The sequence below is a fragment of the Ruegeria sp. CDSA033 genome, assembly GCF_059612305.1.
Genome location: NZ_JBXWQI010000005.1, coordinates 37,059 through 52,865, shown reverse-complemented (window position 1 = coordinate 52,865; position 15,807 = coordinate 37,059). Strand labels below are relative to the sequence as shown.

Sequence of the window (15,807 nt, the reverse complement as noted above, 5' to 3'; positions counted from 1 at the left end):
ATTTGTTCACTATATGTTCTTTTTGCCATCACTAGGCGATTCTGAACACCCCCTTTGTCTTGCCTCGGCAGAATTCCCCGCATATACGCGCGTTCATGCTTGATATCGCCTCGAACCAACCCGTTTTGCCGCCCGAGATCGCCCGGCGCCGGACATTCGCCATCATCTCGCACCCGGATGCGGGCAAAACGACGCTGACTGAAAAGTTCCTGTTGTACGGGGGCGCTATTCAGATGGCCGGTCAGGTGCGCGCCAAGGGCGAAGCGCGGCGCACCCGTTCGGACTTTATGCAGATGGAGAAGGATCGCGGTATCTCGGTTTCCGCATCGGCAATGTCATTTGACTATGACACCTTCAGGTTCAATCTGGTGGATACGCCCGGTCACTCAGACTTTTCCGAGGATACCTATCGCACGCTGACAGCCGTGGACGCCGCTGTGATGGTGATCGACGGCGCGAAAGGCGTGGAAAGCCAGACGCAGAAACTGTTCGAGGTTTGTCGCCTGCGTGATCTGCCGATCCTGACCTTCTGTAACAAGATGGACCGCGAAAGTCGCGATACGTTCGAGATCATCGACGAAATTCAGGAAATGCTGGCCATCGACGTCACTCCTGCTGCGTGGCCAATTGGTGTGGGCCGCGATTTCATCGGCTGCTATGACATGCTGCGCGATCGGTTGGAATTGATGGACCGCGCCGACCGTAACAAGGTAGCGGAAAGCATCGAAATTAATGGGCTGGACGACCCGAAACTGGCCGAACACGTGCCCGAGCACCTGTTGGAAAAGTTCCTGGAAGAGGTTGAGATGGCGCGCGAGCTGCTGCCCGCCATGGACCCGCAGGCGGTGCTTGAGGGGCATATGACCCCGATCTGGTTCGGCTCAGCCATCAACTCGTTCGGCGTGAAGGAACTGATGGAAGGCATTGGTGCCTATGGCCCGCAGCCGCAAATCCAGTCTGCCGAACCGCGTCAGATCGCACCCGACGAAAAGAAGGTCGCCGGTTTTGTCTTCAAAGTGCAGGCAAATATGGACCCCAAGCACCGCGACCGCGTGGCTTTTGTTCGTATGGCGTCGGGCCATTTCAAGCGCGGTATGAAACTGACCCATGTGCGGTCGAAAAAACCGATGGCGATTTCGAACCCTGTGCTGTTTCTGGCGTCCGACCGTGAATTGGCCGAAGAGGCCTGGGCCGGTGATATCATCGGCATCCCTAACCACGGCCAATTGCGCATCGGTGACACGCTGACCGAAGGCGAAGCGATCCGAGTGACCGGCATCCCCTCTTTCGCGCCGGAACTGCTGCAAACCGTGCGCCCCGGCGATCCGATGAAGGCCAAGCATCTGGAAAAAGCCCTGATGCAATTCGCCGAAGAAGGCGCGGCCAAGGTGTTCAAACCTTCGATCGGATCGGGCTTTATCGTGGGCGTCGTCGGCGCGTTGCAATTCGAAGTGCTCGCCAGCCGGATTGAGATGGAATACGGCCTGCCCGTACGGTTTGAGGCGTCGCAATTCACCTCGGCCCGCTGGGTCAGCGGCGACAAGGTCGAAGTCGAAAAATTCGTCGAAGCCAACAAGCAGCACATCGCCCATGATCATGACGGCGATATCGTTTATCTGACCCGCCTGCAGTGGGACATCGACCGGGTCGTCCGCGACTATCCCGAGCTGAGCCTGACGGCCACGAAGGAGATGATGGCGTGATGGCACGGGCCGAAAGTACGAATGAATGATAATCTGACGTATTCGGGTGGCCTGCCCGCCCTGCAAGACAGGTTCGAAAGGCGGCGAGCGCCTTTCGACTTCTCGGACGAGGTACTGCCGGCAGAAGATGTCGATCTGACCCATTTGACGCGTCAGATTGTTCCTCAAAGCGCAACGCAGTCGCAACCCGGTGAAGCCGACACATCCTGGGCGCGCAAACGCCGACAAATCGCGCAGGAATTCGTCGGAAAATCTGAACTGGCCTTTCTGAACGCGCAGCTCATCTCGAATCCGCGGAAGAGATCCTGGCCGAACCACGCCCCCACTCTGTTTTGTCGGTTGTGGGCTGAGCATTCGGATCATCTCTTCACGGCTTTGAATCGCGATCCCGGCACAGTGTTCCGGCGCCTGGCCAAGATGCGCAGGACTCGTGCAGCGCGTAGGAAAGCGCGCGAATGACGACCTGGGGTATCGTTTCCATGGTCCGCGGGCCGACGGAGAACATTTTGAGGTTCGCCGCTCATCACCTCGATCTGGGTGCGGACTATCTGTATATCTATCTGGACGAACCCAATCGTGAGGCCCACCGGGCTCTGAGGAAACACCCGAAGATAAGTGCGCGAATCTGCGACGATGCCTTTTGGGAAAAACGCAAACGTGACCGCCCGGACCGCCATCAGGTTCGCCAGACGCTTCATGCCACATTCGCCTATCGCAACACCGATTTGGACTGGCTGGCCCATATCGATGTGGATGAGTTTCTGTGGTCCTCAAAACCGATCCCAGATCAGTTGCAATCCGTCCCCGCCGACATCCCGGCCGTCCGCGTCCGGCCGATGGAAGAAATGGCAGGCGGCGAAGATCTGTTTAAGGCGCATATCCCCAGCGGCCCGGACCGCTCGGCCATGGTGCAGTCGATCTATCCCAACTATGGTGGCTTTGTTCTTGGCGGGTTTCTTAGCCACGTTCAGGGCAAATTATTTGTCCGTACAGGTTTGGAAAAGCTGAACTTTCGCATCCACAACTTGTTTCAAAACAAAAAGCTTCTGCCATGCAAATTTGAACTTCCGGGGTTAGAGCTATGTCATCGCCACGCCCCGGATTGGAACCACTGGGCGGCGCATTATCAGTTCCGGATGGCGCGTGGGTCCTATCAACCCGGCATGTCCCCTAATGTTCCGCGCGAACTGGGCGGTCTGAACAAGAATGAGCTGTTCAACTGGATCGAGACAGAACAGGGCCAGGACGGCTTGCGCGCGTTCTATGACGAAATTAGCGGTGCCGATCTTGGCGTACGCGCACGTCTCGAAGAATATGGGTTGATCCGGCACAGACCGCTGGATCTGGACGCGAAGGTTGCGAAACACTTTCCTGGAAGTTGCTGAATTGTTGCAGAAAACCAGCAGTGGGCGCTGGCGACGTCAGGTTAAGGGCTCTTCATTTGACCCTGCCCCATGATTTTGTTATGTCCGCGCAAAGCCGAAATGCGCCTGACAGCGTATGGCCATCCGGGCCCGGCATTCCTTTGACGCGCGGGCTAGGTCTAGTGTCCGCATGAACCGGACATACATGACAAAATTCAACGAACTGAACCTGAACCCGAAGGTCCTCAAAGCCATTGAGGAAGCCGGATACGAAACGCCCACGCCAATTCAGGAAGGCGCGATACCCGCGGCCCTGGAAGGGCGCGATGTTCTGGGCATTGCTCAGACAGGGACCGGCAAGACTGCAAGTTTCACACTGCCGATGATCACCTTGCTGGCCCGTGGGCGCGCCCGTGCACGTATGCCGCGCTCGCTGGTGCTGTGCCCGACCCGGGAACTGGCCGCGCAGGTGGCCGAGAATTTCGACACCTACGCCAAGCACCTGAAACTGACCAAAGCGCTGCTGATCGGCGGCGTCAGCTTCAAAGAACAGGACGCGTTGATCGACCGGGGCGTTGACGTCCTGATCGCCACGCCGGGTCGCCTGCTGGACCATTTCGAACGCGGCAAGCTTCTTTTGACCGGTGTTCAGATCATGGTTGTCGACGAAGCTGACCGGATGCTGGACATGGGGTTCATCCCCGATATCGAACGCATCTTCTCGCTGACGCCGTTCACGCGCCAGACCTTGTTCTTCTCGGCCACTATGGCCCCCGAGATTGAGCGGATCACCGACACCTTCCTGTCTGCACCCACGCGGGTCGAGGTTGCGCGTCAAGCCACCGCTTCGGAAACTATTGAACAGGGCGTTGTCATGTTCAAAGGCGGTCGTCGGGATCGTGAGGCCAGCCAGAAACGCAATGTCCTGCGGGCGCTGATCGACGCTGAAGGCGAGAAGTGCACCAACGCCATCATCTTCTGCAACCGCAAGACCGATGTGGATATCTGCGCCAAGTCTCTCAAGAAATACGGCTATGACGCCGCCGCTATCCACGGCGATCTGGATCAATCCCAGCGCACGAAAACACTCGACGGCTTCCGGGACGGGTCTTTGCGCCTACTCGTGGCCTCGGACGTGGCCGCGCGCGGATTGGATGTGCCATCCGTCAGCCATGTGATCAATTTCGACGTCCCCGGCCACCCCGAGGATTACGTCCACCGCATTGGCCGCACCGGTCGCGCCGGGCGTGAGGGCAAGGCGATCACGATCTGCTCTTCCCGCGATGAAAAGGCGCTGGCGGCGGTGGAGAAGTTGATTCAGAAGGAAATTCCCCGCCTGAACAACCCGATTGAGGCGGATGATTCCAAAGCCGATACCCCAAAAACCGAGAATCAGCCCAAAGCGGCGGACACCAAAAAGTCCGATCGGCGCAAAAGCGAGCCACGCACGGAAAGAGAGCCTCGTAAGGATAGAGAACCGCGCAAGGATAGAGAGCCCCGTAAGGACAAAGAGTCCAAAGGTCGCGGCCGCAGAGACGACAGGGGCCCTGCAGTTGTCGGCATGGGCGATCACCTGCCCAGCTTCATCGCCCTCAGCTTTGACGAGCGCCGCGCAGGCTAAATCGTAAGCACCAGTGCCAGTATCGAGGCACCAAGCAACGTCATCCCGGCGATCTCGCGCCGGGTGATTATTTCGCGGAAAAACAAGATCGAGGCGAACAGGCTGAAGATCAGCTCGACCTGCCCCAGAGCTTTGACATAGGCCGCGTTTTGCAGCGTGAAGGCAAAAAACCAGCAGAACGAACCGCATAGACTGGTTAGCCCGACAAAAACGCCCGTTCGGCGTGTGTCCCAAACTGCGTGCAGCTCAGCCCGGTCGCGCCACAGCAACCACAGCCCCATGCTGAGGAATTGGAACGAAACCACCACTGCCAAAGTGACCAGCGCCCGGAACCAGGCGTCTAAATCCCCCAGCTCCAACGAGGCACCGCGATAGCTGACGGATGAGAAAGCAAACAGCACGCCCGAACCCAGCCCAAGGCGCGATGCACGGTTGGTGAGGTGTGCCCACCAAGCCCCTTCCCCACCAGGGCTTTTCGATAACAGCAAGACAGCCACCAGTCCCAGAACAATCGCAAACAACGCACCCGAGGACACCTGATCGCCCAGGACCAGAAATCCGACGATGGCGGTTTGGATAACTTCGGTCTTCTTGAATGTAATACCGACGGCAAAATTGCGTTGTTTGAACAGGGCCACCACGCAGATGGTCGCCAAAATCTGCGTTGTCCCGCCGATCACTGCAAACAACCAGAAACGCCCAGTCAGGGCCGGTAGGCTGAATCCGGTCAATTGCATTGCCACGATCAGCGCAAGGACTGCCAACGGCATGGAATAGGCAAACCGCGCAAAAGTCGCGCCGGCTGCCGAAAGTTTCACGGTGCTCAGCGACTTTTGCAGCATGAACCGCACGGTCTGAAATGCCGCGGCGGCGATGGTGATGGGAATCCACAAACTCATGGATTCCCTTGTGTCGTCAAATCAACCCTTTGGCCAGAGCGGATGCTCGACCGGGTCCTTGGTACGCCAGAAATAGGACCGGAAAATCTGCCCGTAAGACCGATAGACATAAGCCTCGTTGCTGGCCAGATAGCGGTCTTTCCCTGCACGATAAAGCGCAGGCAACCGGTACCACGGAGCGCCGGGATTCATGTGATGAACGACGTGCAGATTGTTGTTCAGAAACAAAAAAGCCAACAACCCGCGATCTTCGACGATGACCGTTCGGGCACTGGAGTTTTCGTGCGCTCGGTGTTCAAGAAACGTCCGGATCTTGACCAGGCCCAAACCAATGTAAGCAGACAGAACAAAGGCCCATACAGGCATTGGAGACCCATTAACCACCCACAAAACCGCGGCCACCCCAATCAGGTGCAGCCCCCATGCCAACAGTACGGCTCTGTCTCCGCGTTTGGCGCCACGCAACTCATCCCGGAAGAAGATATACTGACCAATCGCCGGGCCTACCACCATACGCCCGAGCAGCGTGTTGTTCGCTCTCAACAGTCGCTTTTGCCAGCTTTTGAGCGTATTCCAAACCTTCGGGTCCAGATAGTTCGACTCGGGGTCGTCATAGGGGTCGGTCAGGGTCGAATCCCTGTGGTGCGCCAGATGTAGGTCGCGGAACCGGTTGTACGGAATGAACAAGGTTAGCGGCAGCGCCATCAGCGCCTCGTTCACCCAGCGCGTACGGAACGGGTGCCCGTGCAGCGCCTCATGGGTCAGTGATGAATGCAACGCTGCGACCAAGCCCATGGCGGGGATGGCCAGCCAGGCGGGAAGTGTGAATATCACCGCCAGCCACGCCGCATAGCACGCAATGATCAGGGCAAAGGTGCCCCACTCGGGACCTGGCCGCTCAGACATTTCGGCCCCATGTGATGCCTGCCCAGACGCGCTCGTAGATCACGTACATCGTCAGGCCGATGCCCGTGTTCACAATCGCCAACGTCCCGCCAACTGCAGCCGAGCCTGTCGCGATCAGACCCACCAGCGTCATCATGACCAGGCCCATCGCATTCCACACCACAGCCTTCACGACCGATCTTCGTCGCGTTTCCATTCCGTCACCCATATTATTGTTATGTTTTAAGAATTACGGATCGTGGCCGAGTTGAAAATTCTGAATATGATTAACAAAACTCATCACTCATGATATAAATCATCATATGACGGATAAATTAGACAAACGAGATCGCGCTGCGCAGTTTCGCCAACGCCTTGCCCGCGCGATGGAAGAACGTGACATCAGCCAAAGCGCGCTGGCCCGGGATATCGGTGTGGACCGATCAACCGTATCCCAACTTTTGACTGGCGAAGGTGCGCGCCTGCCGAACGCGCATGTCGTTGGCAGCTGCGCCACAGCGCTTGGTGTTTCGGCTGACTGGCTGCTGAGCTTATCGGATCGGCCCGAAAGCGCTGCAGAGCTTCTGGCGCTTTCTCTGAGTATGACCAAGGCGCCACGCGCGCTGGTCGATGAGCGCATTTTTGAATGGCACAAAGAGGCGGCTGGCTACAAGGTTCGCTATGTACCTGCCACCCTGCCCGACATGCTGAAAACCCGCGCCGTGCTAGAGTGGGAATACGCCCCGCATCTGGGGCGAACAGCGGATCAGGCCATCGGCGCATCAGAAGACCGCCTGACATGGATGCGCAGCGCGCAATCAGACTATGAAATCGCCATGCCACTGTATGAGATCGACAGCTTTGCCCGCGCGACCGGCTATTACGAAGGCCTGTGCCCGAAAATCCGTCTGGAACAGATCGACCATCTGTTAGAGCTGAGCGACCAGCTTTATCCCCGCATGCGCATCTATCTGTTTGACGCCAAACGCCTCTACTCTGCGCCCGTCACGATTTTTGGCCCGCTGCTGTGTGTGTTCTACGCGGGCAGCCACTATATGGCCTTTCGGGACCGCGACAGGATCGAAGTTTTCTCCCGTCATTTCGATACGTTGGTGCGCGAAGCGGATGTGACGGCGCGGGATTTCCCCGAACACCTCAGGCAGCTGCGATCAACGATTTCCGCCTGATTGCGGTCCCATAGATGCGTAAGCGACCAAGGTGTGATATCGTCACTTGGCGCGAACTTTCGAGCGATCCGATCACTACGGAGGACAATAAGAATGGACGCATTAAAAACTGCTCAATACGCACGGGCGCTTTATTCCGCCCACGGAGATCAGGCCGAGGCGGAAGCCGCGCAGAAGATGCGCGAATGCAAAGACGCCGGAAACATGCAGCAAGCCCGCGACTGGCAGGCGGTTCGCCAGAGCATCCGCCAGATTCGCGGACCCAATCAGGGTTAAATTTTCGGGTCGGGGTTGACGGTGTGCCCATCGACGGCAATCACCTGCCCCGACACCAGCCGCGCCGCATCCGATGCAAGGAACACGGCCATATTGGCGATGTCGTGACCTTCGACAAAGCGACCCATTGAAGTGCCCGAGGCGTAACCCTCATAGACCTGGTCCCGCGTCATGCCCTTGGCGTCGGCTTCTCGCTGCAGCACGCCTTCCATCCGTGGGCCTTCTACTGAGCCAGGGCAGATGACATTGCATCGCACGCCATGCGCGCCAAGCTCCATCGCCAGAGTCTTGGCCAGACCGATCATCCCCCACTTCGCAGCAGCATAAGGCGCGCGATTTGGGTATCCGTATTGGCCAGCCGTCGAAGACGTAATGACCACCGCGCCACTGCCCTGACGTTTCAGAATTGGAGCGGCGTGTTTGGCGCACAGAAAGGCACCCTCCAGATTTACTGCAAGGCACATGCGCCAATCGTCCAATGCAACGTCTTCAACCGAAGCGGTTGGTCCCGCGATTCCTGCGTTTGCGCACAGGGTGTCCAAACCACCCCATTCCGCCTCGATGTCTTGGAACAAGGTGGCTACGGTATCCTCATCCGCGACGTTCGCCTCGGACCGCTGCCAATGGGCCGGACAATCTGACAGCGCCTTCGGGTTGACGTCAGCCACCCAGACCTGCGCACCAGCTGCGTCAAAGGCTTCGGCCATAGCGCGGCCAACGCCCGACGCGCCAGCCGTGATCAGAACGCGCCCACTCATGCCGGTTTGCGGATCGCAGCACCCGCACCTTCAGGATAAGGCAATCCAGCCTGAGCTTCGGCGATCCGGGCCATAGCGTCTTCGATCTCTGCCGAAGGTGCGCTCGGGCGACGGGTTTCCAGACTGACATGCAGCAGGAAGCTTTCGCCCGTGGCCAACAGCTTGTCGCCTTCGAACATTGAATGGAACACGTGCAGTTTCTTGCCCTGCCCCAACAGCATCTGCGTGCGCACTTCGATCTTTGCACCCGCGTGGACTTCGTCGATATAGCGGATGTGGTTTTCGGCCGTAAAGTAACTGCCGCCCGAGGAGATGTAATCCGCATCACACCCAATGATCTCCATAAACCGGTCGGTCGCCGCGGCGAAGGCCTCAAGGTAACGCGCCTCGTTCATGTGACCGTTATAGTCGGTCCAGTCCAACGGCACCGCGCGCGACAAGGTCAGAATTGGCTGGCTCAGATCGGCCTGATCCATCGTCGGAAGTGCGCCCGGTTTCAGCGCCACGTCATGCTGGTTCAGAACAGCACCGGCCCCATAATTCTGCGCCTTGAGCGCCCGCATCATGCCAACAAGGTTGTTGTCGCGAATACGCTCCAATTCGCGGATCGAGTGCATGCCCGATTGTGCGTCAGACTGATCCGCGATCATGTCGACCAGCTCATCAGTGAACTCGGGCACATCCATCAACTTGGTCCAGGGCCATTGCAACGCCGGGCCGAACTGCGCCATGAAGTGCCGCATCCCCGCCTCACCGCCCGCCACACGGTAGGTCTCGAACAGACCCATCTGTGCCCAGCGAATGCCAAAACCCATGCGAATTGCTTCGTCGATCTCTTCAGTCGTGGCGATACCGTCCTTGACCAACCACAGCGCCTCGCGCCAGACGGCTTCAAGGAACCGGTCAGCAATATGCGCGTCGATCTCTTTTTTGACATGCAGAGGGAAGAAACCCACCGATTTCAACAGATCCTTCGCGCGGTCGACCATTTCAGGCCGGTTCTTGTCGGTCGGTACCAATTCGATCAGCGGCAGCAGGTAAACCGGATTAAACGGGTGTGTCACCACGATTTGTTCAGGACGCAACGCGCCTTCCTGCAGCTCGGACGGTTTGAACCCGCTGGTTGACGACCCGATGATCGCCTCCGGATCGCAGGCATCCTGCAAGCTTTTGTATACCTTCAGCTTCAGTTCCAGCCGTTCGGGCACGCTTTCCTGAATCCAGGTGACGCCTTGCACGGCGTCAGTCAGATCATCGTGAAAGGTAAGCGCGCCCTCAGACGGCAAAAGCACATCACTCAACCCCGGCAGAGATCGGCGCGCGTTGTCCAGGACCTCACCAATCTTGCGCTCGGCCTCCGGGTCCGGATCAAACACACGGACGTTCCAGCCGTTAAGCAAGAACCGCGCGGCCCACCCGCCGCCGATGACACCACCACCGATGATAGCTGCTGTTTTTGTCATATCTTTTCCTAGTCGATACAGATCACCAGCTCGCGTCCCGTCTCATCCAGATGAGGAATGCACCCGAACTGCGGCGTGACCGCGCTGCATTGTTTGGTCTCGGACAGGCAAAAGCCTTGACAGTCCGAACCTTTTTCACAGGTCTTGCCCGCATCTGCCAGCGGCAGAACGCACACATATTGCTGGGCTTTGCCTGCAACCTCGTACACACCACCTTTGGCTTCGCAAGCCTGCCTCCCATTGTTCACAGTAGCCGCCTCCGCCTTTTCATCCGCCGGAAGGCAAGCCGCCATAAGCCCCGCTCCAACGACAGCCAGACACAGCAACATCACTTTCATGAGTCTCATTCCCTCAGTTGATGCCCCGGTGTCATGGCAAGGCGAACTTCCTACAAGGAGAAAATTCAGCCCTTAGGTGCTCGTTTCACCAGCCCCAGCTTCTCACGCACTTCCTGCGCGCCGATCACCCGCGCGCCCATGTTCGAAACGATGGTGTTCGCCCGCTCAACCAGCTGCCAGTTTTCCGCAAGAACGCCTTTGTCGAGGAACAGGTTGTCCTCAAGCCCAACGCGCACATTGCCGCCCGCCAGAACCGAAGCCGACGCATATGCCATCTGGTTCCGTCCCAGCGCAAATGCGCTGAATGTCCAGTCATCAGGCACGTTATTCACCATGGCCATGAAGGTATTCAGATCATCCGGCGCACCCCACGGCACGCCCATGCACAGCTGAACCAGTGCAGGGCTGTCCAGAACGCCGTCCTTCACCAGCTGCTTGGCGTACCACAGATGACCAGTGTCGAATGCTTCGATCTCAGGCTTCACGCCCAGATGCGTCATCATCCGGCCCATCGCCTGCAGCATGCCTGGCGTGTTGGTCATGACATAGTCAGCTTCGGCAAAATTCATGGTGCCGCAATCCAGCGTACAGATTTCGGGAAGACACTCGGCCACATGCTCCACCCGAGCGGCCGCGCCGATCATATCGGTGCCGTCCTCGTTCAACGGCAGCGGAGATTCCGTCGGGCCAAAGATCATGTCACCGCCCATCCCGGCGGTGAGGTTCAGCACAACGTCGACCTCGGCTTCACGAATGCGATCAGTCACCTCGCGGTACAGGTCCAAACGACGGCTGGGTGCACCGGTTTCCGGATCACGCACGTGGCAGTGCACGATGGCCGCGCCTGCCTTGGCCGCGGCGATCGCACTTTCGGCGATTTGCTTTGGCGAACGCGGCACATGCGGGCTGCGATCCTGTGTTCCGCCCGAGCCGGTGACAGCGCAGGTGATGAAGACTTCGCGGTTCATTTCCAGTGGCATGGTGTTTTCCCCAACTTATACCCGGTTTTGACCTAAGTTATCCTCAGGCTTCTCCCCGGATTCCGATTTGCGTTCATCCCCGACTCTGGCGCAGCTTTATGGAAACAACTTGCCAGAATGCGAATCGAACTTGATGAAATCCGCAAAAAACATATTGCAGCCCGAACATCGCGCCCTGAAAACGGCCGTGCTGGTTCTGGATGAATGCAACACGCTCAGCTTTGCCTCGGCCGTCGATCCGATGCGCGCCGCCAATCGTCTGGCGGACCGCCCGGCCTTTGACTGGGACTATGTGACCGCTACGGCGGAACCAGCGATGCTGACCAGCGCCCTAAATGTTCCGGGCACACCGCTGGCGCGGCTGCAGGGCTGCGACCTGATGATCGTCATCGCGGGTTTCCAGCTGGTCCGCCACGCCACACCCAGCCTGCTCGCAGGTCTGCGCCGCATTGCAGGCACCGGGGCCACCATGGCCGGCATTGATGGCGGCCCCTGGCTATTGGCCGAAGCAGGCCTGCTCAACGGCCACTCCGCCACAACGCACTGGGAAGACCTGGACAATTTCGCAACCCGCTTTCCCGACGTTGATGTGCGCCCCGACCGGTTCACCGTCTCAGGCAACCGGCTGACCTCTGGTGGCGCAATCCCGGCGGTCGAGATGATGCTGCACATTATCGCCGCGCGCCACGGCGCGGGTTTTGCCGCCCGAGTGTCCGGCCTGTTCCTCTACGAGGGCGCGCCAAGCCCGACAAAACCACAAAGCCGCACAGGTGCACCGCATCGCCATACCGCTCTGACCGCAAAGGCGAACTCGTTGATGGAAACATCGCTTGAGGACCCGCTACCGCTGGCCGTCATTGCCGACTCTCTGGGCACCAGCCCGCGTACCCTGCAGCAGCAGTTCCGCCTGCGCCTGAACACGACGCCACAGGATCACTACCTGCAACTGCGCCTGGCCGAAGCCCGGCGCCTTGTTGCCGACACTGACATGCCACTGATGGACGTGGCACTCGCCACAGGCTTTGCCTCACAATCCAGCTTTGCCCGTGCCTTCCGCACCGCCCACGGTCTGTCGGCCAGAGACCTCCGTCAGGATCGAATTCAGCCTACACATCACTGACCGGATCCGCTTCATCTGGCTAAAAATATCCCGGGGGAGGCGCGCAAAGCGCGGCGGGGGCAGAGCCCCCCTAGAACGGCATCGGATGCGCGCGATGTGCGACGCTGATATCCGCTAGGACATCATCCGCCAACACCACCTCCGTGCCCGCCAGAATATGGGCCAACTGCGCAACCTTGGTCGCTCCGAAAATGGCAGACATCATGAACGGGCGCGTCCGGCACCACGCGAGCGCCATATGCACCGGGTCCAGTCCGTGCCGCTGCGCGATCTCCAGATAGGCATCTACGGCCCCAAACACACGCTCGTACTTACGCCCACCCATGGTCGGAACAAGATCCATGCGCGAGCCCTTAGGCACCGCTCCGCCCTGATATTTGCCCGTCAGAAACCCTGCCGCCAACGGAGAAAACGCCATCAGGCCGACATCCTCGTGCACGCTTAGCTCGGCCATATCGGTGTCGAAGTGGCGGCACAGCAGAGAATATTCATTCTGGACCGAAGCGACCCGTGGCGTGCCCATCTGTTCGGCCAGCCGCAGCCATTGCGCGGTGCCCCATGCGCTCTCGTTCGACAGGCCGAACGCGCGGATATTGCCTTTATCGACTTGCTGTTGCAAAGCGACAAGGCACTCCTCCATATTCTCCAGTACGTCATTGGTGTTGTGACCAGACGGCGCATAGGTCCAGTTCTGCCGAAACATGTAACTGCCGCGATTGGGCCAATGAAACTGATACAGATCGATGCAATCCGTCTGCAAACGACGCAGAGACCCCTCGATCGCTTCGGGAATCGTTTGCGCAGAAATTGGTGCCCCGTCGCGTGCATGCGCGAAACCTGCACCGGAGTGTTTGGTCGCCAGAATATACTCCGCCCGCCGCGCGGGGTTCGCCGTGTTCCAGTTGCCCAGGATTTCTTCGGTCCGCCCCACAGTCTCTTTCAAGACCGGGTTCACCGGGTACATCTCAGCCGCGTCAACGAAATTGATCCCAGCCTCCAGCGCCATGTCGATCTGGGTATGTGCATCCGCTTCAGAGGTCTGCGTCCCAAACGTCATGGTGCCAAGACACAGATCCGTCACTTCAATACCAGTGCGCCCCAATGGGTTCTTTTTCATCTCAAAATCCTTCTGCTCGCAACGCCGCGCACCCTAAAGCAGAGAACCGTCAGAGCAAGGGTGCAGGCGATCAATTCCGGTGCAACAAGGGGTTGGGCTTATTCAAACCTCTCTGCAGAAAGCGGAATAAAGCCAAACGCAGCACACGGCGTTTCTGCCCCGTGTGATACGGGTATCCATGCCGATTCCAGCGAATGCGCTTTCCTTTCAAAGTTTTGGTCCGCCATGCGGACCAATGCTTCCGGTCACTTCAGCTGCGCCAATGCCGGCTTTAGGTTGCTCGTGAGATTCCGCTGAAATGAGAGTTCCAAACCTCTCGTCGAACCTCATCTCTGGCCTCGTATGCCGCTATTGCTTCGTCTAGATCATCTGGTTCAAGCGCGTCCTCACCTCTGGCGATCCGCGTGACTTGCATCGTGTACCATGCAGTCACACCGCCTTCCGGAGGGTTTCTGAAACGTGGGAATTGCGGCTCGTCGCGTTGATCGGAAAGCCAAAATGATGGCAATTCTGGATCAACGACCAATGCGCGGGCCAATCCAACGAGATCGGCTTTGCCCTCTGCAATGGCGCTTTTGGCCTGTGCAAGCGTCTTGAAACCGCCCGTCACCATAAGGGGAATGTTCGTTTTCGCACGCGCACGCGCAGCAAAATCTAGAAAATAGGCGCCGGAACCCGCACGATCTGATGATGACGCAGCACCCGGAAAATATGTGCCACCGCTGACATCAATCAGATCAATTGTTGTTTTGTCTAATGCCGCAACGACCTCAAGGGATTCATCTTCAGCGAAGCCGCCTTCAAGTTGATCTGTCGCGTTCAACTTGATGCCCACAGGGAAATCCGGGCCAACGGCTTCGCGCACGGCGCTGATCACTTCCAGCAGCAATCTCACCCGGTTTTGCAAAGAACCGCCATAGGCATCTTCGCGTTTGTTGAATAGCGGAGACAGAAACTGGTTGAGTAAGAATCCATGGGCCGCATGCAACTCAACGCCACCGAAGCCAAGCTGCTTGGCAAGGTTTGCCGTGCGTGCAAATTCGGCCGGCAGCGCGTGAATTTCATCCAAGGACAGCGCGCCGCATTTCAGACCGGGTAAATCAAGGCGACTTGGACCTTTCGGCGAGCTGATCGGAGCATCTGCCATCGCCCCCGCATGTCCAAGTTGCGGCCACAAATGAGCGTCGTTGGTTGCACCTGCCTGTGCAAGTTTTCTTAGAAATGCGAAATCGGATTGATCGTTCAAAACCAAATTGCCGGGCTTCTCTGCAAAATGAGGTGTGCCTTGCACTTCGCCGATGATCGACAGGGCGAGGCCGCCGGTTGCCCAACGCTCATAGAGCTTGATTTGATCATCACTTGGGTTGCCTTTGCCGTCTCCAAGCGAGTCAGACATCGCCGATTTAGCAATTCGGTTTTTAAGAGTTACACCGCAGGGCAAAATTAGCGGCTGGCGCAAGAGAGACTGGGGTTTATTGAACATTTGGCTCCTCAAACTTAGGCCTTAACAATTGAAAGCAGTCATTTTTGCCTTGCACCGCATCCGTCAATTTGGGCTTCAGTTCGGTCATTGAGGCGTTTCTGATCCCACATTCTTGCGCAATGACCACTACGCCTTCCGGAAAGCGGCTCGGGCCCTAAGCCTCAGCTTTCTTTTCCCAGCGCCCGGATTCTTCGGACCAGTATTGGGCGGAACATCCCGCACCGGTCAAAGCCTTCCACTGCCCGCGCGCGTGTTGAACAGCCTCTGCGTCATTGCCATCGAAAAGGATACACACGCGGTCCAATTTCTTGATCTCATCGGGGTCGACCGCCGCGCCATCTACCGCCATGACACAAGACGCGTCATTGGCGGCCTGCGCCTCGGTTGTCAGCAGGATCGGCTGCGCGGCATCGTACGGACCGCCTGCGCGGCCATGTGGCAGGAACCCTTCTTCGGGCCCCTGCCACAGCTTTTCATCCAGCCAGTCCATCCGCGCGGGATCGCTGCCCCGCACGGCAATCTTCCACCCGGCCTGCCGTGCCTTGTCCAGCAGCACCGGCAAGGTATGCTCCAGCGGCTGGCGGGTCAGGTGATAGAAATAGACGGCTCCCAT

At 58.3% G+C, this 15,807-nt stretch carries 17 protein-coding genes; 7 read left to right on the top strand and 10 right to left on the bottom strand.

Going from position 1 to position 15,807, the window contains the following annotated elements:
• The first annotated feature begins 95 nt into the window (after positions 1 to 95).
• The 4 genes from AC2FLA_RS08665 to AC2FLA_RS08650 all read left to right on the top strand — a co-directional run bounded on the left by AC2FLA_RS08665 (position 96) and on the right by AC2FLA_RS08650 (position 4,688).
• Entirely contained in the window at positions 96 to 1,703 is a 1,608-nt protein-coding gene (locus AC2FLA_RS08665; RefSeq protein ID WP_496721666.1) for a peptide chain release factor 3, read from the top strand.
• Positions 1,704 to 1,724: 21 nt separating this feature from the next.
• Positions 1,725 to 2,162: a hypothetical protein gene (locus AC2FLA_RS08660; RefSeq protein WP_496721665.1), complete on the top strand. Its 438-nt coding sequence runs from the start codon at positions 1,725 to 1,727 to the stop codon at positions 2,160 to 2,162.
• Entirely contained in the window at positions 2,159 to 3,088 is a 930-nt protein-coding gene (locus tag AC2FLA_RS08655) for a glycosyltransferase family 2 protein (protein ID WP_496721664.1), read from the top strand. The genes AC2FLA_RS08660 and AC2FLA_RS08655 overlap by 4 nt, the downstream gene beginning before the upstream one ends.
• A 184-nt stretch (positions 3,089 to 3,272) precedes the next feature.
• Complete coding sequence (locus AC2FLA_RS08650) at positions 3,273 to 4,688, top strand: DEAD/DEAH box helicase (protein ID WP_496721663.1); 1,416 nt, start codon at positions 3,273 to 3,275, stop codon at positions 4,686 to 4,688.
• On the opposite strand, the gene AC2FLA_RS08645 is transcribed toward AC2FLA_RS08650, so the two are convergent.
• The 3 genes from AC2FLA_RS08645 to AC2FLA_RS08635 are packed head-to-tail and all read right to left on the bottom strand — an operon-like array spanning position 4,685 to position 6,689.
• The gene (locus AC2FLA_RS08645) at positions 4,685 to 5,587 is read right to left on the bottom strand and encodes an EamA family transporter (protein ID WP_496721662.1); all 903 of its coding nucleotides are present in this window, start codon (positions 5,585 to 5,587) and stop codon (positions 4,685 to 4,687) included. The genes AC2FLA_RS08650 and AC2FLA_RS08645 overlap by 4 nt on opposite strands.
• A 21-nt stretch (positions 5,588 to 5,608) precedes the next feature.
• Positions 5,609 to 6,493, bottom strand: coding sequence for a fatty acid desaturase (locus AC2FLA_RS08640; RefSeq protein ID WP_496721661.1), 885 nt, complete (start codon positions 6,491 to 6,493; stop codon positions 5,609 to 5,611).
• Positions 6,486 to 6,689 carry a DUF2061 domain-containing protein gene (locus tag AC2FLA_RS08635; RefSeq protein ID WP_058278218.1) on the bottom strand — a complete coding sequence of 68 codons (204 nt, stop codon included), beginning with the start codon at positions 6,687 to 6,689 and terminating at the stop codon, positions 6,486 to 6,488. Before AC2FLA_RS08635 ends, AC2FLA_RS08640 begins: the two co-directional genes overlap by 8 nt.
• Before the next feature lie 106 nt (positions 6,690 to 6,795).
• Here AC2FLA_RS08635 and AC2FLA_RS08630 point away from each other — a divergent pair, with 106 nt between their 5' ends.
• Complete coding sequence (locus tag AC2FLA_RS08630; protein ID WP_496721660.1) at positions 6,796 to 7,659, top strand: helix-turn-helix domain-containing protein; 864 nt, start codon at positions 6,796 to 6,798, stop codon at positions 7,657 to 7,659.
• A 93-nt stretch (positions 7,660 to 7,752) separates the two neighbouring features.
• Complete coding sequence (locus AC2FLA_RS08625; RefSeq protein ID WP_058271838.1) at positions 7,753 to 7,935, top strand: hypothetical protein; 183 nt, start codon at positions 7,753 to 7,755, stop codon at positions 7,933 to 7,935.
• On the opposite strand, the gene AC2FLA_RS08620 is transcribed toward AC2FLA_RS08625, so the two are convergent.
• The 4 genes from AC2FLA_RS08620 to bcoG all read right to left on the bottom strand — a co-directional run bounded on the left by AC2FLA_RS08620 (position 7,932) and on the right by bcoG (position 11,474).
• Complete coding sequence (locus AC2FLA_RS08620; RefSeq protein WP_496721659.1) at positions 7,932 to 8,693, bottom strand: SDR family oxidoreductase; 762 nt, start codon at positions 8,691 to 8,693, stop codon at positions 7,932 to 7,934. The genes AC2FLA_RS08625 and AC2FLA_RS08620 overlap by 4 nt on opposite strands.
• Positions 8,690 to 10,156 (bottom strand): carnitine 3-dehydrogenase, encoded by a 1,467-nt coding sequence (locus AC2FLA_RS08615; RefSeq protein WP_496721658.1) that lies wholly within the window; start codon positions 10,154 to 10,156, stop codon positions 8,690 to 8,692. Before AC2FLA_RS08615 ends, AC2FLA_RS08620 begins: the two co-directional genes overlap by 4 nt.
• Positions 10,157 to 10,164: 8 nt before the next feature.
• Positions 10,165 to 10,494 carry a hypothetical protein gene (locus tag AC2FLA_RS08610; RefSeq protein ID WP_496721657.1) on the bottom strand — a complete coding sequence of 110 codons (330 nt, stop codon included), beginning with the start codon at positions 10,492 to 10,494 and terminating at the stop codon, positions 10,165 to 10,167.
• 65 nt (positions 10,495 to 10,559) lie between these two features.
• The gene (gene bcoG / locus AC2FLA_RS08605) at positions 10,560 to 11,474 is read right to left on the bottom strand and encodes a 3-dehydrocarnitine:acetyl-CoA trimethylamine transferase BcoG (protein WP_282151376.1); all 915 of its coding nucleotides are present in this window, start codon (positions 11,472 to 11,474) and stop codon (positions 10,560 to 10,562) included.
• Positions 11,475 to 11,607: 133 nt separating this feature from the next.
• Here bcoG and AC2FLA_RS08600 point away from each other — a divergent pair, with 133 nt between their 5' ends.
• Complete coding sequence (locus AC2FLA_RS08600; RefSeq protein ID WP_496721656.1) at positions 11,608 to 12,594, top strand: GlxA family transcriptional regulator; 987 nt, start codon at positions 11,608 to 11,610, stop codon at positions 12,592 to 12,594.
• Between the two features lie 70 nt (positions 12,595 to 12,664).
• Here the strand turns inward: AC2FLA_RS08600 and AC2FLA_RS08595 are convergent, their stop codons facing one another.
• The 3 genes from AC2FLA_RS08595 to AC2FLA_RS08585 all read right to left on the bottom strand — a co-directional run bounded on the left by AC2FLA_RS08595 (position 12,665) and on the right by AC2FLA_RS08585 (position 15,807).
• Positions 12,665 to 13,711 carry an aldo/keto reductase gene (locus AC2FLA_RS08595; protein ID WP_496721655.1) on the bottom strand — a complete coding sequence of 349 codons (1,047 nt, stop codon included), beginning with the start codon at positions 13,709 to 13,711 and terminating at the stop codon, positions 12,665 to 12,667.
• Positions 13,712 to 13,982: 271 nt separating this feature from the next.
• Complete coding sequence (locus tag AC2FLA_RS08590) at positions 13,983 to 15,194, bottom strand: NADH:flavin oxidoreductase/NADH oxidase family protein (protein WP_496721654.1); 1,212 nt, start codon at positions 15,192 to 15,194, stop codon at positions 13,983 to 13,985.
• Between the two features lie 154 nt (positions 15,195 to 15,348).
• Complete coding sequence (locus AC2FLA_RS08585; RefSeq protein WP_496721653.1) at positions 15,349 to 15,807, bottom strand: DNA polymerase III subunit chi; 459 nt, start codon at positions 15,805 to 15,807, stop codon at positions 15,349 to 15,351.